This window comes from Kibdelosporangium persicum (assembly GCF_013280595.1).
Classification (GTDB): Bacteria; Actinomycetota; Actinomycetes; order Mycobacteriales; family Pseudonocardiaceae; genus Kibdelosporangium; species Kibdelosporangium persicum.
On the sequence record NZ_JAAATY010000020.1, the window covers coordinates 81,703 to 99,021 of the forward strand.

At 69.3% G+C, this 17,319-nt stretch carries 16 protein-coding genes; 9 read left to right on the forward strand and 7 right to left on the reverse strand.

Going from position 1 to position 17,319, the window contains the following annotated elements:
* Nucleotides 1–60 precede the first annotated feature (60 nt).
* Together GC106_RS30195 and GC106_RS30200 are read right to left on the reverse strand one after the other, a co-directional pair.
* Nucleotides 61–1,308 carry an HRDC domain-containing protein gene (locus tag GC106_RS30195; protein WP_376777772.1) on the reverse strand — a complete coding sequence of 416 codons (1,248 nt, stop codon included), beginning with the start codon at nucleotides 1,306–1,308 and terminating at the stop codon, nucleotides 61–63.
* Nucleotides 1,309–1,367: 59 nt separating this feature from the next.
* A complete protein-coding gene (locus GC106_RS30200) occupies nucleotides 1,368–2,084 on the reverse strand; it encodes a response regulator (protein ID WP_037262141.1) in 717 nt (238 codons plus the stop codon).
* A gap of 256 nt (nucleotides 2,085–2,340) precedes the next feature.
* On the opposite strand from GC106_RS30200, the gene GC106_RS30205 reads away from it, so the two are divergent.
* The gene (locus tag GC106_RS30205; protein ID WP_173137652.1) at nucleotides 2,341–3,483 is read left to right on the forward strand and encodes a dipeptidase; all 1,143 of its coding nucleotides are present in this window, start codon (nucleotides 2,341–2,343) and stop codon (nucleotides 3,481–3,483) included.
* Here the strand turns inward: GC106_RS30205 and GC106_RS30210 are convergent.
* Complete coding sequence (locus GC106_RS30210) at nucleotides 3,480–4,037, reverse strand: DUF3000 domain-containing protein (RefSeq protein ID WP_312872972.1); 558 nt, start codon at nucleotides 4,035–4,037, stop codon at nucleotides 3,480–3,482. The genes GC106_RS30205 and GC106_RS30210 overlap by 4 nt on opposite strands.
* A gap of 156 nt (nucleotides 4,038–4,193) precedes the next feature.
* Between GC106_RS30210 and hemE the strand changes: the two genes are divergently transcribed.
* The 8 genes from hemE to GC106_RS30250 all read left to right on the forward strand — a co-directional run bounded on the left by hemE (nucleotide 4,194) and on the right by GC106_RS30250 (nucleotide 12,085).
* Nucleotides 4,194–5,270 carry a uroporphyrinogen decarboxylase gene (gene hemE / locus GC106_RS30215; protein WP_173137654.1) on the forward strand — a complete coding sequence of 359 codons (1,077 nt, stop codon included), beginning with the start codon at nucleotides 4,194–4,196 and terminating at the stop codon, nucleotides 5,268–5,270.
* Nucleotides 5,270–6,754, forward strand: coding sequence for a protoporphyrinogen oxidase (gene hemG, locus GC106_RS30220; protein WP_246367017.1), 1,485 nt, complete (start codon nucleotides 5,270–5,272; stop codon nucleotides 6,752–6,754). Before hemE ends, hemG begins: the two co-directional genes overlap by 1 nt.
* A gap of 124 nt (nucleotides 6,755–6,878) precedes the next feature.
* Nucleotides 6,879–9,320, forward strand: coding sequence for a sensor histidine kinase (locus GC106_RS30225; protein ID WP_173137656.1), 2,442 nt, complete (start codon nucleotides 6,879–6,881; stop codon nucleotides 9,318–9,320).
* 11 nt (nucleotides 9,321–9,331) lie between these two features.
* Complete coding sequence (locus tag GC106_RS30230; RefSeq protein WP_246367020.1) at nucleotides 9,332–9,751, forward strand: roadblock/LC7 domain-containing protein; 420 nt, start codon at nucleotides 9,332–9,334, stop codon at nucleotides 9,749–9,751.
* Nucleotides 9,748–10,119 carry a DUF742 domain-containing protein gene (locus tag GC106_RS30235; RefSeq protein WP_173137658.1) on the forward strand — a complete coding sequence of 124 codons (372 nt, stop codon included), beginning with the start codon at nucleotides 9,748–9,750 and terminating at the stop codon, nucleotides 10,117–10,119. The genes GC106_RS30230 and GC106_RS30235 overlap by 4 nt, the downstream gene beginning before the upstream one ends.
* Nucleotides 10,100–10,684, forward strand: a complete 585-nt coding sequence (locus GC106_RS30240; RefSeq protein WP_173137660.1) for a GTP-binding protein — start codon at nucleotides 10,100–10,102, stop codon at nucleotides 10,682–10,684. The genes GC106_RS30235 and GC106_RS30240 overlap by 20 nt, the downstream gene beginning before the upstream one ends.
* Nucleotides 10,685–10,686: 2 nt before the next feature.
* A complete protein-coding gene (hemQ, locus tag GC106_RS30245) occupies nucleotides 10,687–11,379 on the forward strand; it encodes a hydrogen peroxide-dependent heme synthase (protein WP_173137662.1) in 693 nt (230 codons plus the stop codon).
* A 178-nt stretch (nucleotides 11,380–11,557) separates the two neighbouring features.
* Nucleotides 11,558–12,085 (forward strand): NIPSNAP family protein, encoded by a 528-nt coding sequence (locus GC106_RS30250; protein WP_312872974.1) that lies wholly within the window; start codon nucleotides 11,558–11,560, stop codon nucleotides 12,083–12,085.
* 163 nt (nucleotides 12,086–12,248) lie between these two features.
* Here GC106_RS30250 and GC106_RS30255 read toward each other — a convergent pair whose 3' ends face one another.
* From GC106_RS30255 to GC106_RS30270, 4 genes are all read right to left on the reverse strand, one after another.
* Nucleotides 12,249–15,482: a S8 family peptidase gene (locus tag GC106_RS30255; RefSeq protein ID WP_173137666.1), complete on the reverse strand. Its 3,234-nt coding sequence runs from the start codon at nucleotides 15,480–15,482 to the stop codon at nucleotides 12,249–12,251.
* Nucleotides 15,483–15,651: 169 nt separating this feature from the next.
* A complete protein-coding gene (locus GC106_RS30260) occupies nucleotides 15,652–16,149 on the reverse strand; it encodes a hypothetical protein (protein ID WP_173137668.1) in 498 nt (165 codons plus the stop codon).
* Nucleotides 16,150–16,165: 16 nt separating this feature from the next.
* The gene (locus tag GC106_RS30265; RefSeq protein WP_173137670.1) at nucleotides 16,166–16,516 is read right to left on the reverse strand and encodes an SCO6045 C-terminal-like domain-containing protein; all 351 of its coding nucleotides are present in this window, start codon (nucleotides 16,514–16,516) and stop codon (nucleotides 16,166–16,168) included.
* Nucleotides 16,513–17,316, reverse strand: a complete 804-nt coding sequence (locus GC106_RS30270) for an MbnB/TglH/ChrH family RiPP precursor modification enzyme (RefSeq protein WP_173137672.1) — start codon at nucleotides 17,314–17,316, stop codon at nucleotides 16,513–16,515. Before GC106_RS30270 ends, GC106_RS30265 begins: the two co-directional genes overlap by 4 nt.
* Nucleotides 17,317–17,319 lie beyond the last annotated feature (3 nt).

The following is a 17,319-nucleotide window of genomic DNA, read 5'->3' on the forward strand; positions in this document are numbered from 1 at the left end:
GCCCGCGGCATGGATTGAGCCGCGGGCACAGGGTGGCGTCGGAGGCTGATCGAAAGCCTGTTACTCGGCGGCTGGCGGAGTCGCGTGCAGGGCCTTGCTCAGCAGCTCCGCCACCAGCTCGACCTGCCATTCACGCGCTCCGCCCGCCCGCAAAGCCGCGGCCGTGCCGTCGACGTCGATGGCGGCCGGGGGAGTCCAGCAGATTCGGCGGACGAGGTCGGGCTGGACCATGTTCTCCACCGGCAGGCGCAGTGTCTCGGCCAAGGCCGAGAGGCCGGCGCGGGCCGCGGACAACCGGGCGGCGGCCGCCGGGTCCTTGTCCGCCCACCGGTTCGGCGGCGGAGGGCCGTCCTGCTGCGGGGACGGGTCGGGAAGCTCGTTGCGGGGCAACTGGGCGGCGGCCTTCAACGCACGCGCCCACGTGCCCGCCAGGCGCCGTTGCGACCGGCCACGGAAGACGGGGAGCTTCACCAACGCCGTTTCGTCCAGCGGGGCCGCGACGGCGGCGTCGACGATCGCGCTGTCCGGCAGGACGCGGCCTGGGGCGACGTCCCGCTCACGAGCGATGGTGTCGCGGACTTCCCACAAGGCCCGGACGAACGCGAGGGCACGGGCCCCACGAGCCCGGTGGATGCCGGAAGTGCGCCGCCATGGCTCCTTACGGGGCTCCGGCGTCGGAGCGTCCCTGAGGGCCTCGAATTCCTGCAGCGCCCAGTCCAGCTTGCCCTGGGACGCGAGTTCGGCTTCGAGGGCGTCGCGCAGCGGCACGAGCAGTTCGACGTCCAGCGCCGCGTAGTTCAGCCACTCACGGGGGAGGGGACGACGCGACCAGTCGGCGGCGCCGTGGCCCTTCTCGAGCCGGTAGCCCAGCACCCGCTCGACCAGTGTGCCGAGCGCGACCCGGTCGAACCCGGCCAGCCGTCCGGCCAGCTCGGTGTCGAACAGCTTGCCCGGTCGCAGGCCCAGCTCCGCCAGGCACGGCAGATCCTGCGATGCCGCGTGCAGCACCCACTCCGTGCCGTCGAGTGCCTCGATCAGCGGGTCGACCTCGTCGTTCAACGCGACCGGGTCGACCAGGTAGGTGCCTGCGCCCTCGCGGCGCAGCTGAACCAGGTACGCCCGTTGTGAGTACCGATATCCGGACGCGCGCTCGGTGTCGATCGCGACCGGCCCATCACCCGCCGCCAGAGCTGCGGCCGCGCGCCGCAGCTCTGCCGGCTGGGTCACCACAGGTGGCGTACCACCCGCTGGCTCGACCAGAGGAATTGGCTCCGGCTGGTCGCTGGGGGGATTTCCGGGTGTGCTCACGGCGGGAAACCCTACGTCAGGGTCACCCGCCGATCGCACGTTTTCGGGCGAACAGCGTTTCAGCGGATCACGCCGGCACGCATGGCCAGCGCGACCATCTGGGCCCGGTCACCGGTCCCGAGCTTCCTGCCGATGCGCGACAGGTGGCTCTTGACGGTGAGTGCGGACAGGTTGAGCGCCTCGCCGATCTCCTTGTTGCTCTGGCCATCGGCGACCAATTGCAGCACCTCAACCTCGCGAGCGGACAGCTCACGCGGTGTGTTGTCGGTCCCCGGAACCCGCGTGCCCGTCGCGAGCACGGGAGCCACACTCGGGTCGGCGTAGACGCCGCCCTCGAGCACTCGCCGCACTCCGTCGGTCACCACCACCGGCGATGCGGACTTCAGCAGGTAGGCCTGGGCCCCTGCCTGGAAGGCCGAACGCACGGCGTACGGGTCGTCGGACGACGCCAGCACCACGATCCTGGGCCACCCGTGGCTACGGAGTTCCGTAACCAACTCGATGCCCGAGCCGTCGGGCAGCCCGAGGTCGAGGATCGCCAGGTCGCATGGCCCTGTGGCCAGCGCCCGTGCCCTCGCCTCGGCCACCGAAGCGGCCTCGTGCACCGTGCCCGCGCCCATCTGGGTCAACCGGGCAGCTATCGCCTCCCTCAAAAGCGGATGGTCATCGACCACCAACACCGAGAACAACTCTTCCCGCGGGTGCGGGACCATGTTCGCCGGCAACGCGCCGGCTGGCGTGGTTCGAACGGCCTGACCTAAGCCGACGGCAGCCACGTCACTACCTCCCTGGAGTCGGTCGTGCCCCCCGACCGGCACCGGGACTTTCCGCCAATCAGCCGCGCCGCTGATGGACCGAAAGTGGTGTCGACGAGGGCAGCCTAGCCGCCCAAGCGGGTCAACGGGACGATCAATCGGGTATGTATCCGATCGGGTTGTGACTTTCTGGACCTGTTGTCACACGATCAGGTGACTCCGGTATTGGTGACGTAACGGAAGCAAGCCCCAACGCGATGGAACGAGGTCATGGGTAATGAAGTCCGCAGGATTCGACCGTGCGGTGGCCCTTCTCCGAACGACCCAATTGGCTGACGGTCACAACGACCTGCCGTGGGCGCTGCGCGCGATCGCCGGTCCGGACCCGGCCGCCGCGGTCGGCTCGACCGATCTGACAGTTGCGCAACCGGGGTTGCATACCGACCTGCCCCGGCTGCGCCGCGGTGGCGTCGGGTTGCAGTTCTGGTCGGTGTACGTGCCGTGTCAGTTCGAGGGCCATTCCGCGGTCACCGCCGTGCTCGAGCAGATCGAGATCGTGTACCGGCTGGCGGAACGTTACCCCGGCGACCTGACTATCGCCACGACCGCCGACGAAGCCGAAGAGGCCTTCCGAGCAGGCAGGATCGCCTCGATGCTGGGCGCGGAAGGCGGTCACTGCATCGCCGGGTCGCTGGGTGTCCTGGCGGCCTTGCGGCGGCTCGGAGTCCGGTACATGACGCTCACGCACAACCTCAACACGCCGTGGGCGGACTCCGCGACGGACGACCCGGTGCACAACGGGCTGACGGATTTCGGCCGCGAGGTCGTCCGCGAGATGAACCGGATCGGGATGATGGTGGACCTCTCCCACGTCGCCCCGGCGACCATGCGGGACGCGATCGAGACGTCACAGGCGCCCGTCGTGTTCACCCACTCCTCCTGCCGGGCGGTCAACGACCATCCGCGCAACGTCCCGGACGACGTCCTCGAGTCGCTGCCCGCCAACGGCGGTGTGTGCATGATCACGTTCGTGCCCCGATTTGTATCGCCTGCATTGGCCGAGTGGGATGAAGCGCTTCAGAACGCGATGGGCGCGGAAGGCCTGGACCACCGGGACTTGGAGGTGCGGGGCAAGTTCGCCGAGAGGTGGGACGGCCCGCCCGAGCCGGTGGCGACCCTGGACGAAGTCGTGGCGCACGTCGAGCACGCCCGCGAGGTCGCCGGAATCGATCACATCGGCATCGGCGGCGACTACGACGGCGTCGGTTCGTTGCCCGTCGGGCTCGAGGACGTCTCCACCTACCCGGTCCTGTTCGGCGCGCTGCTCGACCGCGGCTGGAGCGAGGAGGACTGCGCGAAGCTGGCGGGCCGCAACGCCCTGCGCGTGCTGCGGGCGACGGAAGAGGCAGCGGAACGTTAGCCCTTGAAGAGGGTCACCCCGACCGGCGGCAGCCCCACCACGCTGGCCAGGAGGTCGCAGAAGGCCTCGCCGTGCGGCCGCAGCTCCGCCGTGCGGGGTGTCCACGAGGCACGCAGTTCCAGGTCGTCGGTCCGGGCGGGCCCGGCGATGTCGCCGAACCGGGCGGACGAGGTCTCGGTCACGGTCCCGCCCAGCGCGCCGAACCTGGCCCCGGAGGCCTCCAGCGCGTCGGTCAGCCAGGACCAGCCCACGGCAGGCAGCAACGGATCGGAGGCCAGCTCCGCGTCCAGTTCGGCCCGCACGTACGTGACCACTCTGAGCACGCCGTCCCAGGCTTCCTGGCCGTCGGGGTCGTGCAGCAGCACGAGTCGTCCGGTGGCCAGCACCTCGGCGGGACCGTTGACCTCGGCGGTGATCGCGAAGGCCCACGGCGCCAGCCGTTGCGGCGGACGGACCTCCTCCAGCTGGACCTCGCGTCGCGGCCGGACCGACCGCAGCGCCGCGACGGCCTGGCGAAAGACCTCGGGAGCCTCGGGAGCCTTGGACGCAGTCACGACAGGTAACTGTAGGACCACCCGAGTCAGTGAGCCTGGATGGCGCGCCGAGGAACACCGCATACGTTGGGTGGGCAAATCGATCATCCGTCGGCCTGGGGACGCGCGAACGAGTCGACCGGCGCCGGGGAATCGAGCCGTGGAAACATGGGACGGGTGACAGCCGTATCGCCCGCGTCGCCCCTCAGGCGGGACCTGACCAACGCTCCTTTGCTCGCCGCCGCGCGCGGTCAGGCGCCCCAGCACACGCCTGTGTGGTTCATGCGGCAGGCGGGACGTTCGTTGCCGGAGTACCGCAAGCTGCGTGAAGGCGTGCCGATGCTGACGGCGTGCTTCACACCGGACATGGTCGCCGAGGTCACCCTGCAACCGGTCCGGCGGCACGGCGTCGACGGCGCGATTCTGTTCAGCGACATCGTCGTGCCGCTGAAGGCCGCCGGGATCGACCTGGACATCGTGCCGGGCACCGGGCCCGTGGTGGCTGATCCGGTGCGCGACGAGGACGGCGTCAACGCGCTGCCGGAGCTGGACCCGGCCAGCCTGGACCCGGTCGCCGAGGCGGTGGGCATCCTGGTCCGGGAACTCGGCGACGTGCCGCTGATCGGCTTCGCCGGTGCGCCCTTCACCCTCGCGTCCTACCTGATCGAGGGCGGCCCGAGCAGGCACCACGAGCGGACCAAGGCGCTGATGAAGGCCCGGCCGGACGTCTGGCACGCGCTGCTGGGCAGGATCGCCGACTACACCCTGACATTCCTCAGGATCCAGCTCGACGCCGGCGTCGACGCCGTCCAGCTGTTCGACTCCTGGGCAGGCGCACTGTCCGAAAGGGACTATCGGGAGTTCGTGTTCCCGCACTCCCAGCGGGTGCTGACCGGGCTGGCGCCCGCCGGTGTGCCGCGGATCCACTTCGGTGTCGGCACGGCCGAGTTGCTGCCCGCGATGCGCGAGGCCGGCGCGGACGTCGTCGGCGTGGACTGGCGGTTGCCGCTGGACGAGGCCGTGCGCAGGCTCGAAGCCGCCGCGCCGGACGCGCCGAGACCCGTCGTGCAGGGAAACCTGGACCCGGCGGTGCTGTTCGCGGGCTGGGACGTGGTCGAGCGTGAGGTCCGGCGGATCGTCGCGGAGGGCGAAGCCGCCGCGGGCCACGTGTTCAACCTCGGTCACGGCGTCATGCCGGAGACCGACCCGAACGTGCTGACCAGGGTCGTCGAGCTGGTCCACAGCATCCGCTGATGGCCGGGCAAACGACTGCCGGGCAGATGACCGCTGGGCGGAACCACCCGGAGAAGGTCGTGGTCGTCGGCGGCGGCATCGCCGGACTGGCCGCCGCCTACCGGCTGCGCACGCTGCGCCAGGACGTCGAGATCACGATCATCGAGTCCGCCGGGCGGCTCGGTGGCAAGCTGCGGACCCGGGACCTCGCGGGCGTCTCGATCGACGTCGGCGCCGAGGCGTTCGTCACCCGCAATCCCGCGGCGGTCCGCCTGGTCGAGGACCTCGGCCTGGGCGGTGAACTGGTGCACCCGGTGTTGTCGGCCGCGACCGTGCACGCAGGCGGACGCACGGTCGCCCTGCCCAGGCGGACGTTCCTCGGCCTGCCCGCGAACGCCGACGAGGTACGGGACCTGCTGTCCCCGGCGGGCACGGCGAAGGTCGCGGGCGAAAGAAACCTGCCACCGCTGCATGTCGACGCCGACCCGACGGCTCCGGACGTCTCGGTGGGACAGGTGATCGGCGAACGCTTCGGTCGCGAGCTCGTCGACCGGCTGGTCGAGCCGTTGCTCGGCGGTGTGTACGCGGGCCGCGCGGACATGCTCGGGCTGCGCGCCACGATGGCTCCGCTCGTGGCCAAGGAACAGACGCTGACCGAGGCGGTCGACCGCGTCCTCGGACCGCCGCCGGACGGCCCACGGCCGCCGGTGTTCGGCGCGCTGCGCGGCGGGATGGCCCGTCTGGTGGACGAACTGGCCCGGCGGTCGTTGGCGACAATTCGCCTCGGCCTGCCGGTCAGGGCGCTGAGCAGAACCCGGCGGGGCTGGCGGCTGGAGATCGGCAGCGCGGCGGCGCCGGAGTTCCTGGACGCCGACGCGGTGATCCTGGCCGTGCCCGCGCCGTCCGCCCGCAAGCTGCTGGAACCCGTGGTGCCCCGTGCTTCCGCGGCTTACGGGCGCGTGGAGGTGGCGTCCATGGCGGTGGTGAGCCTGGCGTTGCCGCCGGATGCCGTCCTGCCCGAGGCGACGGGTGTGCTGCTGGCCGTGGGGGAGCGGCATGCGGACGGAACTCCGTTCACAGCCAAGGCTTTCACTTTCACCAGCCGGAAATGGGGACGTCCGGACGGTGCGCCGGTGCAGCTGCGGGCCTCGGTCGGCCGGTACGGTGAGACGGAGACCCTGCACCGGGACGACGACGAACTGGTCGCCGCGGTGCTGTCCGACCTGAGGGAACTCACCGGAGTCGATGTTCCGCCGGTCGAGCGAATCGTGACCCGTTGGGGTGGCGGGCTGCCGCAGTACGGGGTCGAGCACACCGCCGCCGTCGCCGCGATCACCGACGCGGTCGGGAGAATGCCTGGTCTCGCGGTCGCCGGCGCCACTTTGCGCGGCGTGGGTATCCCCGCGACCATCGACTCCGCCGATGCCGCGGCATCGGCGATTGGCGCTTACCTGGCGTCGCGATCGGGCGAAATTAGTCCGCCGAGTGGCCTAGTGGGTGAGTAACCGCCTGTGCTACAGTGCGGCTCCGTTGCGGTCGTTTCTCGGGTGACTCACTAAAAGGGGTCGGTGTCGATCTCTTACGGGTGTCCCGCTTTATTCGAAAAGTATTCGACACCGGTGGAGTATCGTGAGATTTCTGGGTGACCGGCACCAGGGCCACGGCTCTATCCGGACGCGACTCACCGCCGTGGTGGTGTTTTCGGCGGTCGCGCTCGTCGTGATGTGGGTGGCCGTCAGCCTGCCCCGGCTCTACGACGCGATCTACTTACGCGCGGTCAGCGAAGCCATGCAGGAGACCATGCCCAAGGCGGTCCGCGCGCTCGCCGCCGTGCAGGCGGAACGCGCGCAGAGCCTCTCGACGGCGGGGTCCGGGGCCGAACTTGCCGACCGGCGCAACCAGACCGACCAGTCCGTGCGCGAGGTCCGGGAACTGGTCGAGCCGCTGCTGGCGGACTCGCCGCAGGAGGTGCGGGACCGCTACCGCGACTTCACCGGGGCGCTGGACGAACTGGTCGACATCCGACGGCAGGCCGACACCAAGGCGATCACGCGGCCGGAATTGTACGGTTTTTACAACAAAGTCGCCGACGTCAGCATGACAGTTTTCGAGACGATGGCGCGCGCGGTGCCGGATCAGCAGACCGCGTTCAGCGGTGTCCAGGTGACTCAGCTGTTCCGCGGCGCGGACCTGATGTCGCGGGCGGGCACGGTCGCCGGCGGCGCTATTGCGACCGGCGTACTGAATCAAGCCGACCACGCCGAATTCGCCCGGCTGACCGGTGCTTATCGGCAGCAGCTCGAATTGTCCACACAAAACAGTTCGGACCAGGTGCGGTCCGCCTACCAGGCAATACGTGCGAGCGACGAGTGGAAAAGGCTGATCGCCGCCGAGGACCTGTTGATCGATCAAGGTCCGTGGACCGTCGTGACCGGCCGCACCCGGGCGGACGGGCAGCTCGCGGCGCCCCCGGTGAGTGACCAGGAATGGCGGGACGTCACCGGGAAGGTCTACGCCGGACTGGAACAGCTGGGCGTCATCCAGTTCGCCGACTCGGCCAGGCTGGCCGACGAGAAGTCCGGCACCAGCCTGACCCAGGCGATCGTCGGCAGCGTGATCGCGTTGCTCGTCGCCCTGGTCACGATCATCGCCGCGATGCGGATCATGCGGTCCACCGCGCGCAGGCTGACCAAGCTGCGGTACGAGACGCTGGACCTGGCCGTGGAGAAGCTGCCGCCGATCGTGGAGCGGCTGCGCGGCGGCGGGCAGGTGGACGTGACCACCGAGCTGCCCGCGCTGGACTTCGGCAAGGACGAGATCGGCCAGGTCGCCAGGGCCTTCAACGCCGCGCACGCCACCGCGGTCGAAGCCGCGGTGCAGGAGTCGCAGGCCCGTGCCGGTGTGCGCAACGTGTTCCTCGGCATCGCGCACCGCAGCCAGGCGCTGGTGCACCGGCAGCTGAAGATCCTGGACAAGCTCGAACGGGAGCAGGAGGACCCGCAGCAGCTGGAGGCGCTGTTCACGCTGGACCACCTGGCCACCCGTGCCCGGCGCAACGCCGAGAACCTGATCATCCTCGGCGGGCAGCAGCCGGGCCGCGCGTGGCGCAAACCGGTGCTGCTGGCCGACATCCTGCGCGGCGCGGTCGCCGAGACCACCCAGTACAAGCGAATCCGCCTGCAAGGCGTGCCCCGGGTGTCACTGGTCGGCTCCGCCGTCGCGGACACCATGCACCTGCTCGCCGAGCTGCTGGACAACGCGACGTCGTTCTCGCCGCCACAGGCCCAGGTGCGGCTGTCCGGGGAACCGGCGGCCAAGGGCATCGTGGTGGAGGTCGAGGACAACGGCCTCGGCATGAGCGACGAGGAACGCCAGCGGCACAACATCGTGCTGGCAGACCCGCCGGACTTCGAGTCGATGGCGCTGAAGGGCGACCCGCGGCTCGGCCTGTTCGTGGTCGCGCGGCTCGCGGCCCGGCACGGCATCAAGGTCGAGCTGCGCTCGTCCTCCTACGGCGGCACCAGGGCGATCGTGCTGATCCCGGCGACGTTGCTGGTCGACGCCGACCAGGACGACACCACGGTGTTCGAACCGGTGCCCTCGGCACGGTCCGCGTCGCCCGATCAGGACTACGTCGATGACGTGCTGCCGTTCCGGGTATCACTGTTCCAGCCGGCCTCCGAGAGCACCGCGACGGCCGGGACGCAGGTGCGGGAACGGGAGGAGCCGGAGCCGGTGTGGCCACAAGAAGACATCGCGGAGCCGCTGGGTGGTGAACCACACCAGGCAGGGCCGAGTGTTGATCCCGTGCAGAATCCGTTCGGGCAGCAGACCGCGCCGGGGATCCCGCCCATGCCGATGGACCCGGTCGCGTACGACACCGGCACGCCGGAGAAACCGGCGTTGCCGCGCCGCCGCAGGCAGGCCAGCCTGGCGCCACAGCTCAGAGAGACCTCACCGATGCGGCTGGACGACGAGGATCCCGGTGGTGGCCGGTCGCCGGAGGAGGTCCGCTCCATCATGTCGGCCTTCCAGCAGCAGACCAGGCGCGCACGTGACGAGGATCAGTAGGGGAGAACTGAATGATGAAGGCGAACTCCGGGGCAGATCTCGACTGGCTGCTCGAGGATCTGATCGGCCGGGTCGTCGGCGCCCGGCACGCGGTGGTGCTGTCGGCGGACGGCCTGCTCGTCGGCCGGTCGGCCGCTTTGTCCAAAGAGGACGGGGAGCACCTCTCCGCGGTGGCCTCGGCCTTCCAGAGCCTGGCGCGGGGCACTGGACGGCAGTTCGGCGGCGGCAAGGTGCGGCAGACCATCGTGGAGATGGAGCACGCGTTCCTGTTCGTCACCGCGGCGGGCCAGGGCACGTGCCTTGCCGTCCTCGGCGAGGAGGACGCGGACGTCGGCCTGATCGCGTACGAGATGAACCTGCTGGTCAAACAGGTCGGTTCGGTGCTCAACGCCCAGCCCCGCGTGGAACACCTCGGCGTGCCGACGTCATGACGGCCGGCCGCGACAACTGGGTGGACGACGAGGCCGGTCCGCTGGTCCGTCCCTACGCGATGACGCGCGGGCGGACCCGGCCGGCGAACAGTGATCTGAACATGATCACGCTTGTGGTCGCGGCGAAGGACGAAATCGACACGGTGACCCTGGACGCCGACTACGTGGCGATCCTGGAACTGTGCCATCAGCCGCTGTCGATCGCCGAGCTCGCCGCCCGCCTCGACGTGCCCATCGTGGTGGTCAAGATCCTCGTGTCCGACTTGATCGACCTGCGGGAAGTAATAGCCCGCAACCCCACACGCGATGTCAGGGTTCCCGACATGAAACTACTGCAGGCGGTGCTCGATGGTGTCCGACGGCTCTGATGAGATGCCGCGCGCGGTCAAGATCCTGATCGCGGGCGGGTTCGGCGCCGGCAAGACCACGATGGTCGGTGCCGTCAGCGAGATCGCGCCGATGTCGACCGAGGAACTGCTCACCGAGGCCGGCGTCGGCGTCGACGACCTCGCGGGCATCGAGAACAAGCGGACCACCACGGTCGCGCTGGACTTCGGCCGGATCACGCTCAACCAGCAGGTGATCCTGTACCTGTTCGGCACGCCGGGGCAGGGCCGGTTCTGGTTCATGTGGGACGAGCTGGCGTTCGGCGCGCTCGGCGCGGTCGTGCTGGCCGACACCCGGCGGCTGGAGACGTGCTTCCCGTCGATCGACTTCTTCGAGAAGCGCGGGGTGCCGTTCGTGATCGCGGTGAACTGCTTCGACGGCGCCACCCGCTACGACCTCAAGGAGGTGCGCGAGGCACTGGACGTCGGGCCGGACGTGCCGCTGGCCATGTGCGACGCGCGCGACCGGGAGTCGGCCAAGGAGGTCCTGGTCACATTGGTGGAGTACGTCCTGAGCAAGCAGCCGTTGGCCCGTGCCACGATGTAGGCATGGCTCGCCTCAACTACTCCGAACTCAACGACACGATCCGGTACACGATGTGGTCGGTGTTCCGGGTCGAACCGGGCAAACTGCCCGACGACCGCGGGCCCGCCGCCACTGAGGCGGAGTCTTACCTCGATGCGCTCGAAGGCAAGGGCGTCATCGTGCGCGGCGTGTACGACGTGGCGGGCTTGCGCGCGGACGCCGACTACATGATCTGGTGGCATGCCGCCGAGATCGAGCAGGTGCAGGCGGCGTACACCGGGCTGCGGCGCACCACGCTGGGCCGCGCGTCCACGCCGGTCTGGAGCCAGGTCGCCCTGCACCGGCCCGCGGAGTTCAACAAGAGCCACATCCCGGCGTTCCTGGCCGGGGAGGAGGCACGCAAGTACATCTGCGTGTACCCGTTCGTCCGGTCCTACGAGTGGTACCTGCTGCCGGACGACGAGCGCCGCAAGATGCTGGCCGAGCACGGCCAGATGGCCCGTGACTACCCGGACGTGCGCGCCAACACCGTCGCGTCGTTCGCGTTGGGCGACTACGAGTGGATGCTCGCGTTCGAGGCGGACGAGCTGCACCGGATCGTCGACCTGATGCGGCACCTGCGTGGCAGCACCGCCCGCCGGCACGTGCGTGAGGAGATCCCGTTCTACACCGGCACGCGGCTGCCCGCGGCCGAGCTCGTGACCAACCTCCCTTGATCGACGCCCCCGGGTGGTCACGCACGTCTCGCACATCCTGAACAAGCTGGGCGTCAACTCGCGGACCGACATGGCCCGCGAGGCCGCCAGCCGCGCCTCGGGGTGAATGGCCGGAAACTTGCGGATCTCGGCCCACGCCCTACTCGCTCACCGGTTCAGCGCGCATGAGGATGCACGCGTGATAGTCGAACTCAGGCAGTACACGCTCAAACCAGGCCGCCGCGACACGCTCGTCGAGATCTTCGAGAAGCACTTCGTCGACACCCAGGAGGCCGTCGGCATCACGCTGATCGGGCTGTTCCACGACCTCGACAACCCCGACAGGTTCGTCTGGCTCAGGGGTTTCCAGGACATGCGGAGCCGCAAGGCCGCCCTGATCGCGTTCTACGAGCAGGGTGAGGCGTGGAAGACGCACGGGCCCGCGGCGAACGCCACCATGATCGACTCGGACGACGTGTTGTTGTTGCGGCCTCTCGGAGACGTCGTCGTCGACCGGGAGTACGGCCAGTACACGGCGGTGATCTCGGCCCGTCCCGCTGAAGTCGCGGAGCCGGTCATGCGTTTCGAACCTCTTGTCGCCGAGAACACCTACCCGCGTTTGCCGGTACGCGAGGAACAGATGTTCGTCACGGTGTACGCCGGCGGCGACAGTTCGGGAAGCGAGGGGCTGAGGTTGAAACCCACGGCCGGATCCGCGATGCGGTAAGCGTTCAGCAGCAACAGGCGCGGAAGGACCGTCTGACCTGCGGCGCGGTTGGGCAGGGAAAGGAAGGTATCCGCGTCGCGGTAAGTCGACGCCGGGGTGCGGAGCGGCCCCGAGGTGGGGGCGGCTCGGGGCCGCTCCGCTGTGAATCAGGACAGGGAATACGTCAGTTCAGCTTGTACGCGTTGATGATCGTCTGCTCGACGGTGTTGCCCGCCCGGTCGGTCGCCTTCGCCCGCAGGGACACCGAGGCGCCGTCGTTGGGGTGCTGGACGATGGCGAACACGTTCGCCACGACGGTCGCCGCGGTCCACGTCTGGCCGCCGTCGAAGGACGCCTCCACGGTCAGCGACTTGGGCAGCGTGCCCTGGCCGCTGTTCTGGGCCTGCACGGTCACCGGCACGATGAACGACTCACCGGCCGGGGCCGAGTTCGTGGCGTCCAGCGCCGGCGTGTACCGGACGGTCGACAGCGGCAGCCGGACCGGGTCGGCGCCCGCCTCGGCCGACCGGAACGTCCACGAGCCGCGGACCGTGGTCGAGACGTCCGAGACACCGCTGCGGACCGCCTCGGTGGTCAGCACGTAGCCGCCCGCCTCGGCGGGAACGTCGAACGAGCCGTAGCCCGCGTCGGCCGACTCGCCGATCTTCTTGCCGTCGCGGTACAACACGGTCGACGCCTTGTCCACAACGGACGAACCGGCGTTGCCGGCGGCGTCACCGAACAGCGGGATGTTCACCGAGATCTTGTTCTCCACCCGGGTGACGTACTGGGCGGGGATGCGAGTCTGCGGCATGACCGGGGCGAACACGCCACGGTTGTAGGACTCCTCGTACGTCGTGCCCGCCTGCAACACCTTCACCGGGCTGGACAGCTGGAGTTCGATGGTGCTGCCGTCGCCGGAGGTCTGCCACAGGCCTGGGCTCCAGGCTGTGTCCTCGGTGGTGTAGTACTCGTCGCGCTCGCCCGGCAGCTTCGCCGGCAGCAGAGCCGCCCACGCGCCCGGGCCTTGGCCGAACTTCGGGTACGGGAACGCGTACCGCAGGCCTGCCTTGCCCGGCACGGTGGCATGGAACGTGCCGTGTACGTGCGCCAGGCTCTCCTTCTTCACCGCCTTGGTGAAGCCGGTCGGCATCGACCCGTTCTGGTAGAAGGCCAGACCGTAGTACTCGCCCGCCGGCGTGTTCCACTGGGTGTTGATCTGGGTGATCAGTTCCCGCGGGGACACCTCGGGCCCGGCGTGTGCTGTCCACAGTGTACCGATGTCGCCGCCGAGCAGGACCCAGCCGTAACCGAAGGTGTCACGGCCCACGGTGCGCTGGTAGGTGATCTCCGCCAGCCGCAGCTCTGCCGCCGGATCGGGCGTGGTCACGCTGGTCTGCTTGGCACGGCGGAAGTCCAGGTCGATCGTGGTGTCCCCGGTCAGCGTGAACGCGGGGTACGCCAGCCAGGTGATCCGCTGGCCGACCACCGAGCTGTCGATCACGTAGTCGCCCTTGGGCAGCCGCACCGACGGGCTGCCGTCCGGATCGAACGCCGAGGTGAACTTCCGGCTCTGCAGGCCGTACATCGAAGTCCGGTAGTTCGTCGCGGGCGCGCCGTCCAGTCCGATGTGGTTGATCGTCAGCGTGTAGCTCTCCGGCTCCCGGTTGATCGCCACCGGGGTGGTGACCACCGTCTCGCCGGCGGTCGCGGTCAGCGTTCCGGAGTAGACGCCGTCCAGGCCTTCCACCTTGGTGTTCCCGGTGACCGTCACCTTCGCCTCACCACCGGCGGGCACGGTGACCTTCGACGGCGACGCGGTCAGCAGACCGGCGGGCGCGGGCTTGCCGTCCGGGCCGAGCGCGTTGACCGTGACGTCGAACGTGACATCAGTCTTGCCGGTGTTGCGGTAGGTCACGGCCTTGTCCACCGGCTGGTCGTCGTCGTGCGGCCAGAGCTGCGTGCCGAGGCTGACGTTGGTCGGTGTGGTGGTGACGGCCTGCGTGATCGCCTTGGCCACGTCGACCCGGCCGGAACCCTGCTGGAACGCGGTGAGTTTGGCGTTCGGCTTGGCGGACGCGGTCAGGGTCGCCTTGATCTGATCGCCGCTCCAGTCCGGGTGAACCTGCGCGAGCAGGGCGGCGGCACCGGCGACGTGCGGCGTGGCCATGGAGGTGCCGGACTCGGAGACGTAACCGTCGGCGACGGGCGTGCCCATCCGGCCGTGGGCGGCCTTGGCCGCGGCGATGTTGACACCGGGTGCGGTGACGTCCGGCTTGATGGCCGCGTCCCCGATCCTGGGGCCACGGCTGGAGAACGGCGCCAGGCTGTCGTCACGGTCGACGGCGCCGACCGTCAACGCGGCATCCGCGCTGCCCGGCGAACTGACGCTCTCGTCACGGGGTCCGCTGTTGCCCGCGGCGATGACGAACAGCGTGCCGTGCTTGGCGGACAACGTGTTCACGGCTTCTTCGAGCGGGTCGATCTCCGGTGTGTCGGAGCCGCCCAGGCTCAGGTTGACGATCTTGGCGCCCTGGTCGACCGCCCACTGCATGCCGCCGATGATCCACGATTCCTGGCCGTAACCGTTGTCGTCGAGCACCTTGCCGTCGACGATGTTCGCGCCGTGCGCGACACCCTTGTACTTGCCGTCGGCCTTGGCGCCGGTCCCGGCGATGGTGGACGCGACGTGCGTGCCGTGGCCGAAGCGGTCGACGGCGTCGGCGGCGTCGCTGAAGTTCTTCTCGGCGATCTCGCGGCTGGCGAGGTCGGGATGCGTCTGGTCGACGCCGGTGTCCAGCACGGCGACCTTGACGCCCTCGCCGGTGACGCCCGCCTGCCACGCGGCGGGCGCGCCGATCTGCGCGGTGCTGCGGTCCAGCGAGGCCTTGCGCTTGCCGTCGAGCCAGACCTTCTTGACGTTGCCCGCCGTCAGCGACTGCCATGCGGCGCCGGTCTTGTCCGCGGTGACCGCGGATGCGTTGACAGTGGCCAGGTTCGCGGTCGTGGTGACGCCCGCGACGCTCGCGCCGGGCGCGTGGCTCACGATCAGCGGCAGGGTGTTGCGTTCACCGTCGGCGTAGCCGAATTCGGTCAGTGCGGTCAAGTCGAACAGGCGCTCGTCCAGGCGTCCTTGCGCGACAAGGGAAACCGCGTCCTGCGGGACGACGTAGTGGTGGCCATCGCGTCGGTATGTCGAGAACGCGAGTTTCTCGCGGCCCTTGCCGGGAACGATGGCGTGCACCTTGTACGCGTCATCGACCATGACGACCCGGTCACCCGTGATGAGCGTGACCGACTTGCCGTTGGGTTGAGCGACTGGCGCCGCGACGGCTACCTGTGCCGTGCTGAGCACGACCCCCAGGACGAGAGCCCCGGCGCCGAAGCGTCTGGCGGCTCGTTTCTTGGCTGAATGCACCTGAAAAACCTCCCGATCGGTTTTCTGCGCACGCCCCAGACATCGACGGTGAGAAGTCGATGAACCACACTCCGTGGTCAACGCAAGCTATCGGGACCACCAAGGGGTGACAAGTCCTCAACGGGACTATCTCGAAAGTAAATTTCCCCAGCAGTTGATCACTGGATGTTCACTGACGTTCGCTTACCGTCCCATCGGGGGACACGAATAGGCCGCCTTGCGGTGTGCCGCCTCCGCACTCCGGACCAGCCGGGTACCGGACTTTCGGAGTGACCACCACCTGGTGCGCGCCGAGCCCGGCACCGGCCGGATCGATCAGCGTCAGCGTCACCTCGACCGGCCCGGCCGGGAGTTCCCGCAGGTCGGCGAACGAGTGCAGGCCGCCGGTCGGTGCCATCCGCGCGGCGCACGCGGTGTCCGGGCCGCCTGACGGACATGATGACGACTTGCCAGCCGTGGAGGGGTAAAACTCGAGTGCGGAGTGCTGACAGGACCCGTTCCAGCATGCGCTCAGGCGCGCGGAACCGACCTTGGGCGCGTAGGCCGGGTCGACGTCGACGGAGATGCCCTGGCGGATCGCCGCGCCGCTACAGTCGCCGATCTCCGTACCGCACGCGGTCAGCGCGGCGGTGGCCAGTGCGATCACGGCCGTCAGCTTCCAGTTCACGACTGTGGGACGGTCCTCACCGGTTTTTCGTTGCACGCCTGCGTTGCCACCAGCTCAGTTTCGGCAGGTGGCCGCGTTCACGCAACCATTCGACGAACGCGCGGGCGTCATCCCTGGCCCGCGAACCCTCGATCCGCGGATAGGCCTTGGCGTACTCGGTGAACAGCGGGACGAACCTGTCCGCCAGGTCGGCGCAGACGTCCGGCTCGATCATCGCCACGACGCGCCGCCGTTTCGCCCGCAGCGCCTTGGCCTCCACCTCCAGCCGCCCCGGGTCGAAACCTTTCGGAGCAGGACCATCCGTCAGCAGCGCGCGCAGCAGTTCCGCCTGCTGCCGGGCGAGCCGGTCCCGTTGCGGCTGGGTCATATCCGTTCCCGGATCGCTCGCAGCTCGGCCGCCAGGTCGGTGTCGGTGGGGTAGTCGCCGTCGCGTTCCAACAGGACACCGGGCGGCTTGGTGCGTTTCACCAACTCCGCCAACAGGTCCAGTACTTCCGGCAACACCGGGTGGGTGTGCGTGTCGTGGTACACGCCGTCGTGTTCCTCGCCGCCCGCGACGTGCACGTAGGCCACACGCTCCAGCGGCAGGTCGTCCAGGAGCTTGAGCGGATCGTGGTTCAGGTTGCGGGCGTTGGCGTACATGTTCGCGACGTCCACAAGCAACAGGCAGCCGGTCCGCTCGGTCAGCTCGCCCAGGAACTGCGCTTCGGTGAGCTCGGCGTCCGGCCATTCCAGCAGTGCGGCGATGTTCTCCAGCGCGAACGGCACGTTCAGGATCTCTTGCACGGTCCGCACGTTCGCGACGAGCACGTCCAACGCCTCACGGGTGCGGGGCACCGGCATGAGGTGCCCCGAATCCAGCCCGCCCGCCCGCACGAAGCAGACATGGTCGCTCGCCAGCGGCGCATCGAGGACATCGGCCAGTCTGGCCAGGTGCTCGACTCGTTTCCTGTCAACGGGTTCGGCACCGCCCACGGACAGCGACACCGCGTGCGGAAGCACAGGCAGACCACGTTCCCGCAGCAGCACAACGGATTCCGGGAGGTGGTCCGGGTTCAGGTTCTCCGCCACCACCTCGACGAAGTCCACCCCCGGCAGCCGCTCGACGGTGATGTCGATCTCCGGGCGCCAGCCGATGCCGACCCCCAGCTCCCGTGACTCAAGCACTAC

What these genes read in the sequence shown, in the direction of transcription:
- GC106_RS30265 (WP_173137670.1), bottom strand. Translation starts at nt 16,516, where the DNA reads ATGACCCAGCCGCAACGGGACCGGCTCGCCCGGCAGCAGGCGGAACTG.
- GC106_RS30235 (WP_173137658.1), top strand. Translation starts at nt 9,748, where the DNA reads ATGACGGCCGGCCGCGACAACTGGGTGGACGACGAGGCCGGTCCGCTG.
- GC106_RS30205 (WP_173137652.1), top strand. Translation starts at nt 2,341, where the DNA reads ATGAAGTCCGCAGGATTCGACCGTGCGGTGGCCCTTCTCCGAACGACC.
- GC106_RS30240 (WP_173137660.1), top strand. Translation starts at nt 10,100, where the DNA reads ATGGTGTCCGACGGCTCTGATGAGATGCCGCGCGCGGTCAAGATCCTG.
- hemQ (WP_173137662.1), top strand. Translation starts at nt 10,687, where the DNA reads ATGGCTCGCCTCAACTACTCCGAACTCAACGACACGATCCGGTACACG.
- hemG (WP_246367017.1), top strand. Translation starts at nt 5,270, where the DNA reads ATGGCCGGGCAAACGACTGCCGGGCAGATGACCGCTGGGCGGAACCAC.
- GC106_RS30230 (WP_246367020.1), top strand. Translation starts at nt 9,332, where the DNA reads ATGATGAAGGCGAACTCCGGGGCAGATCTCGACTGGCTGCTCGAGGAT.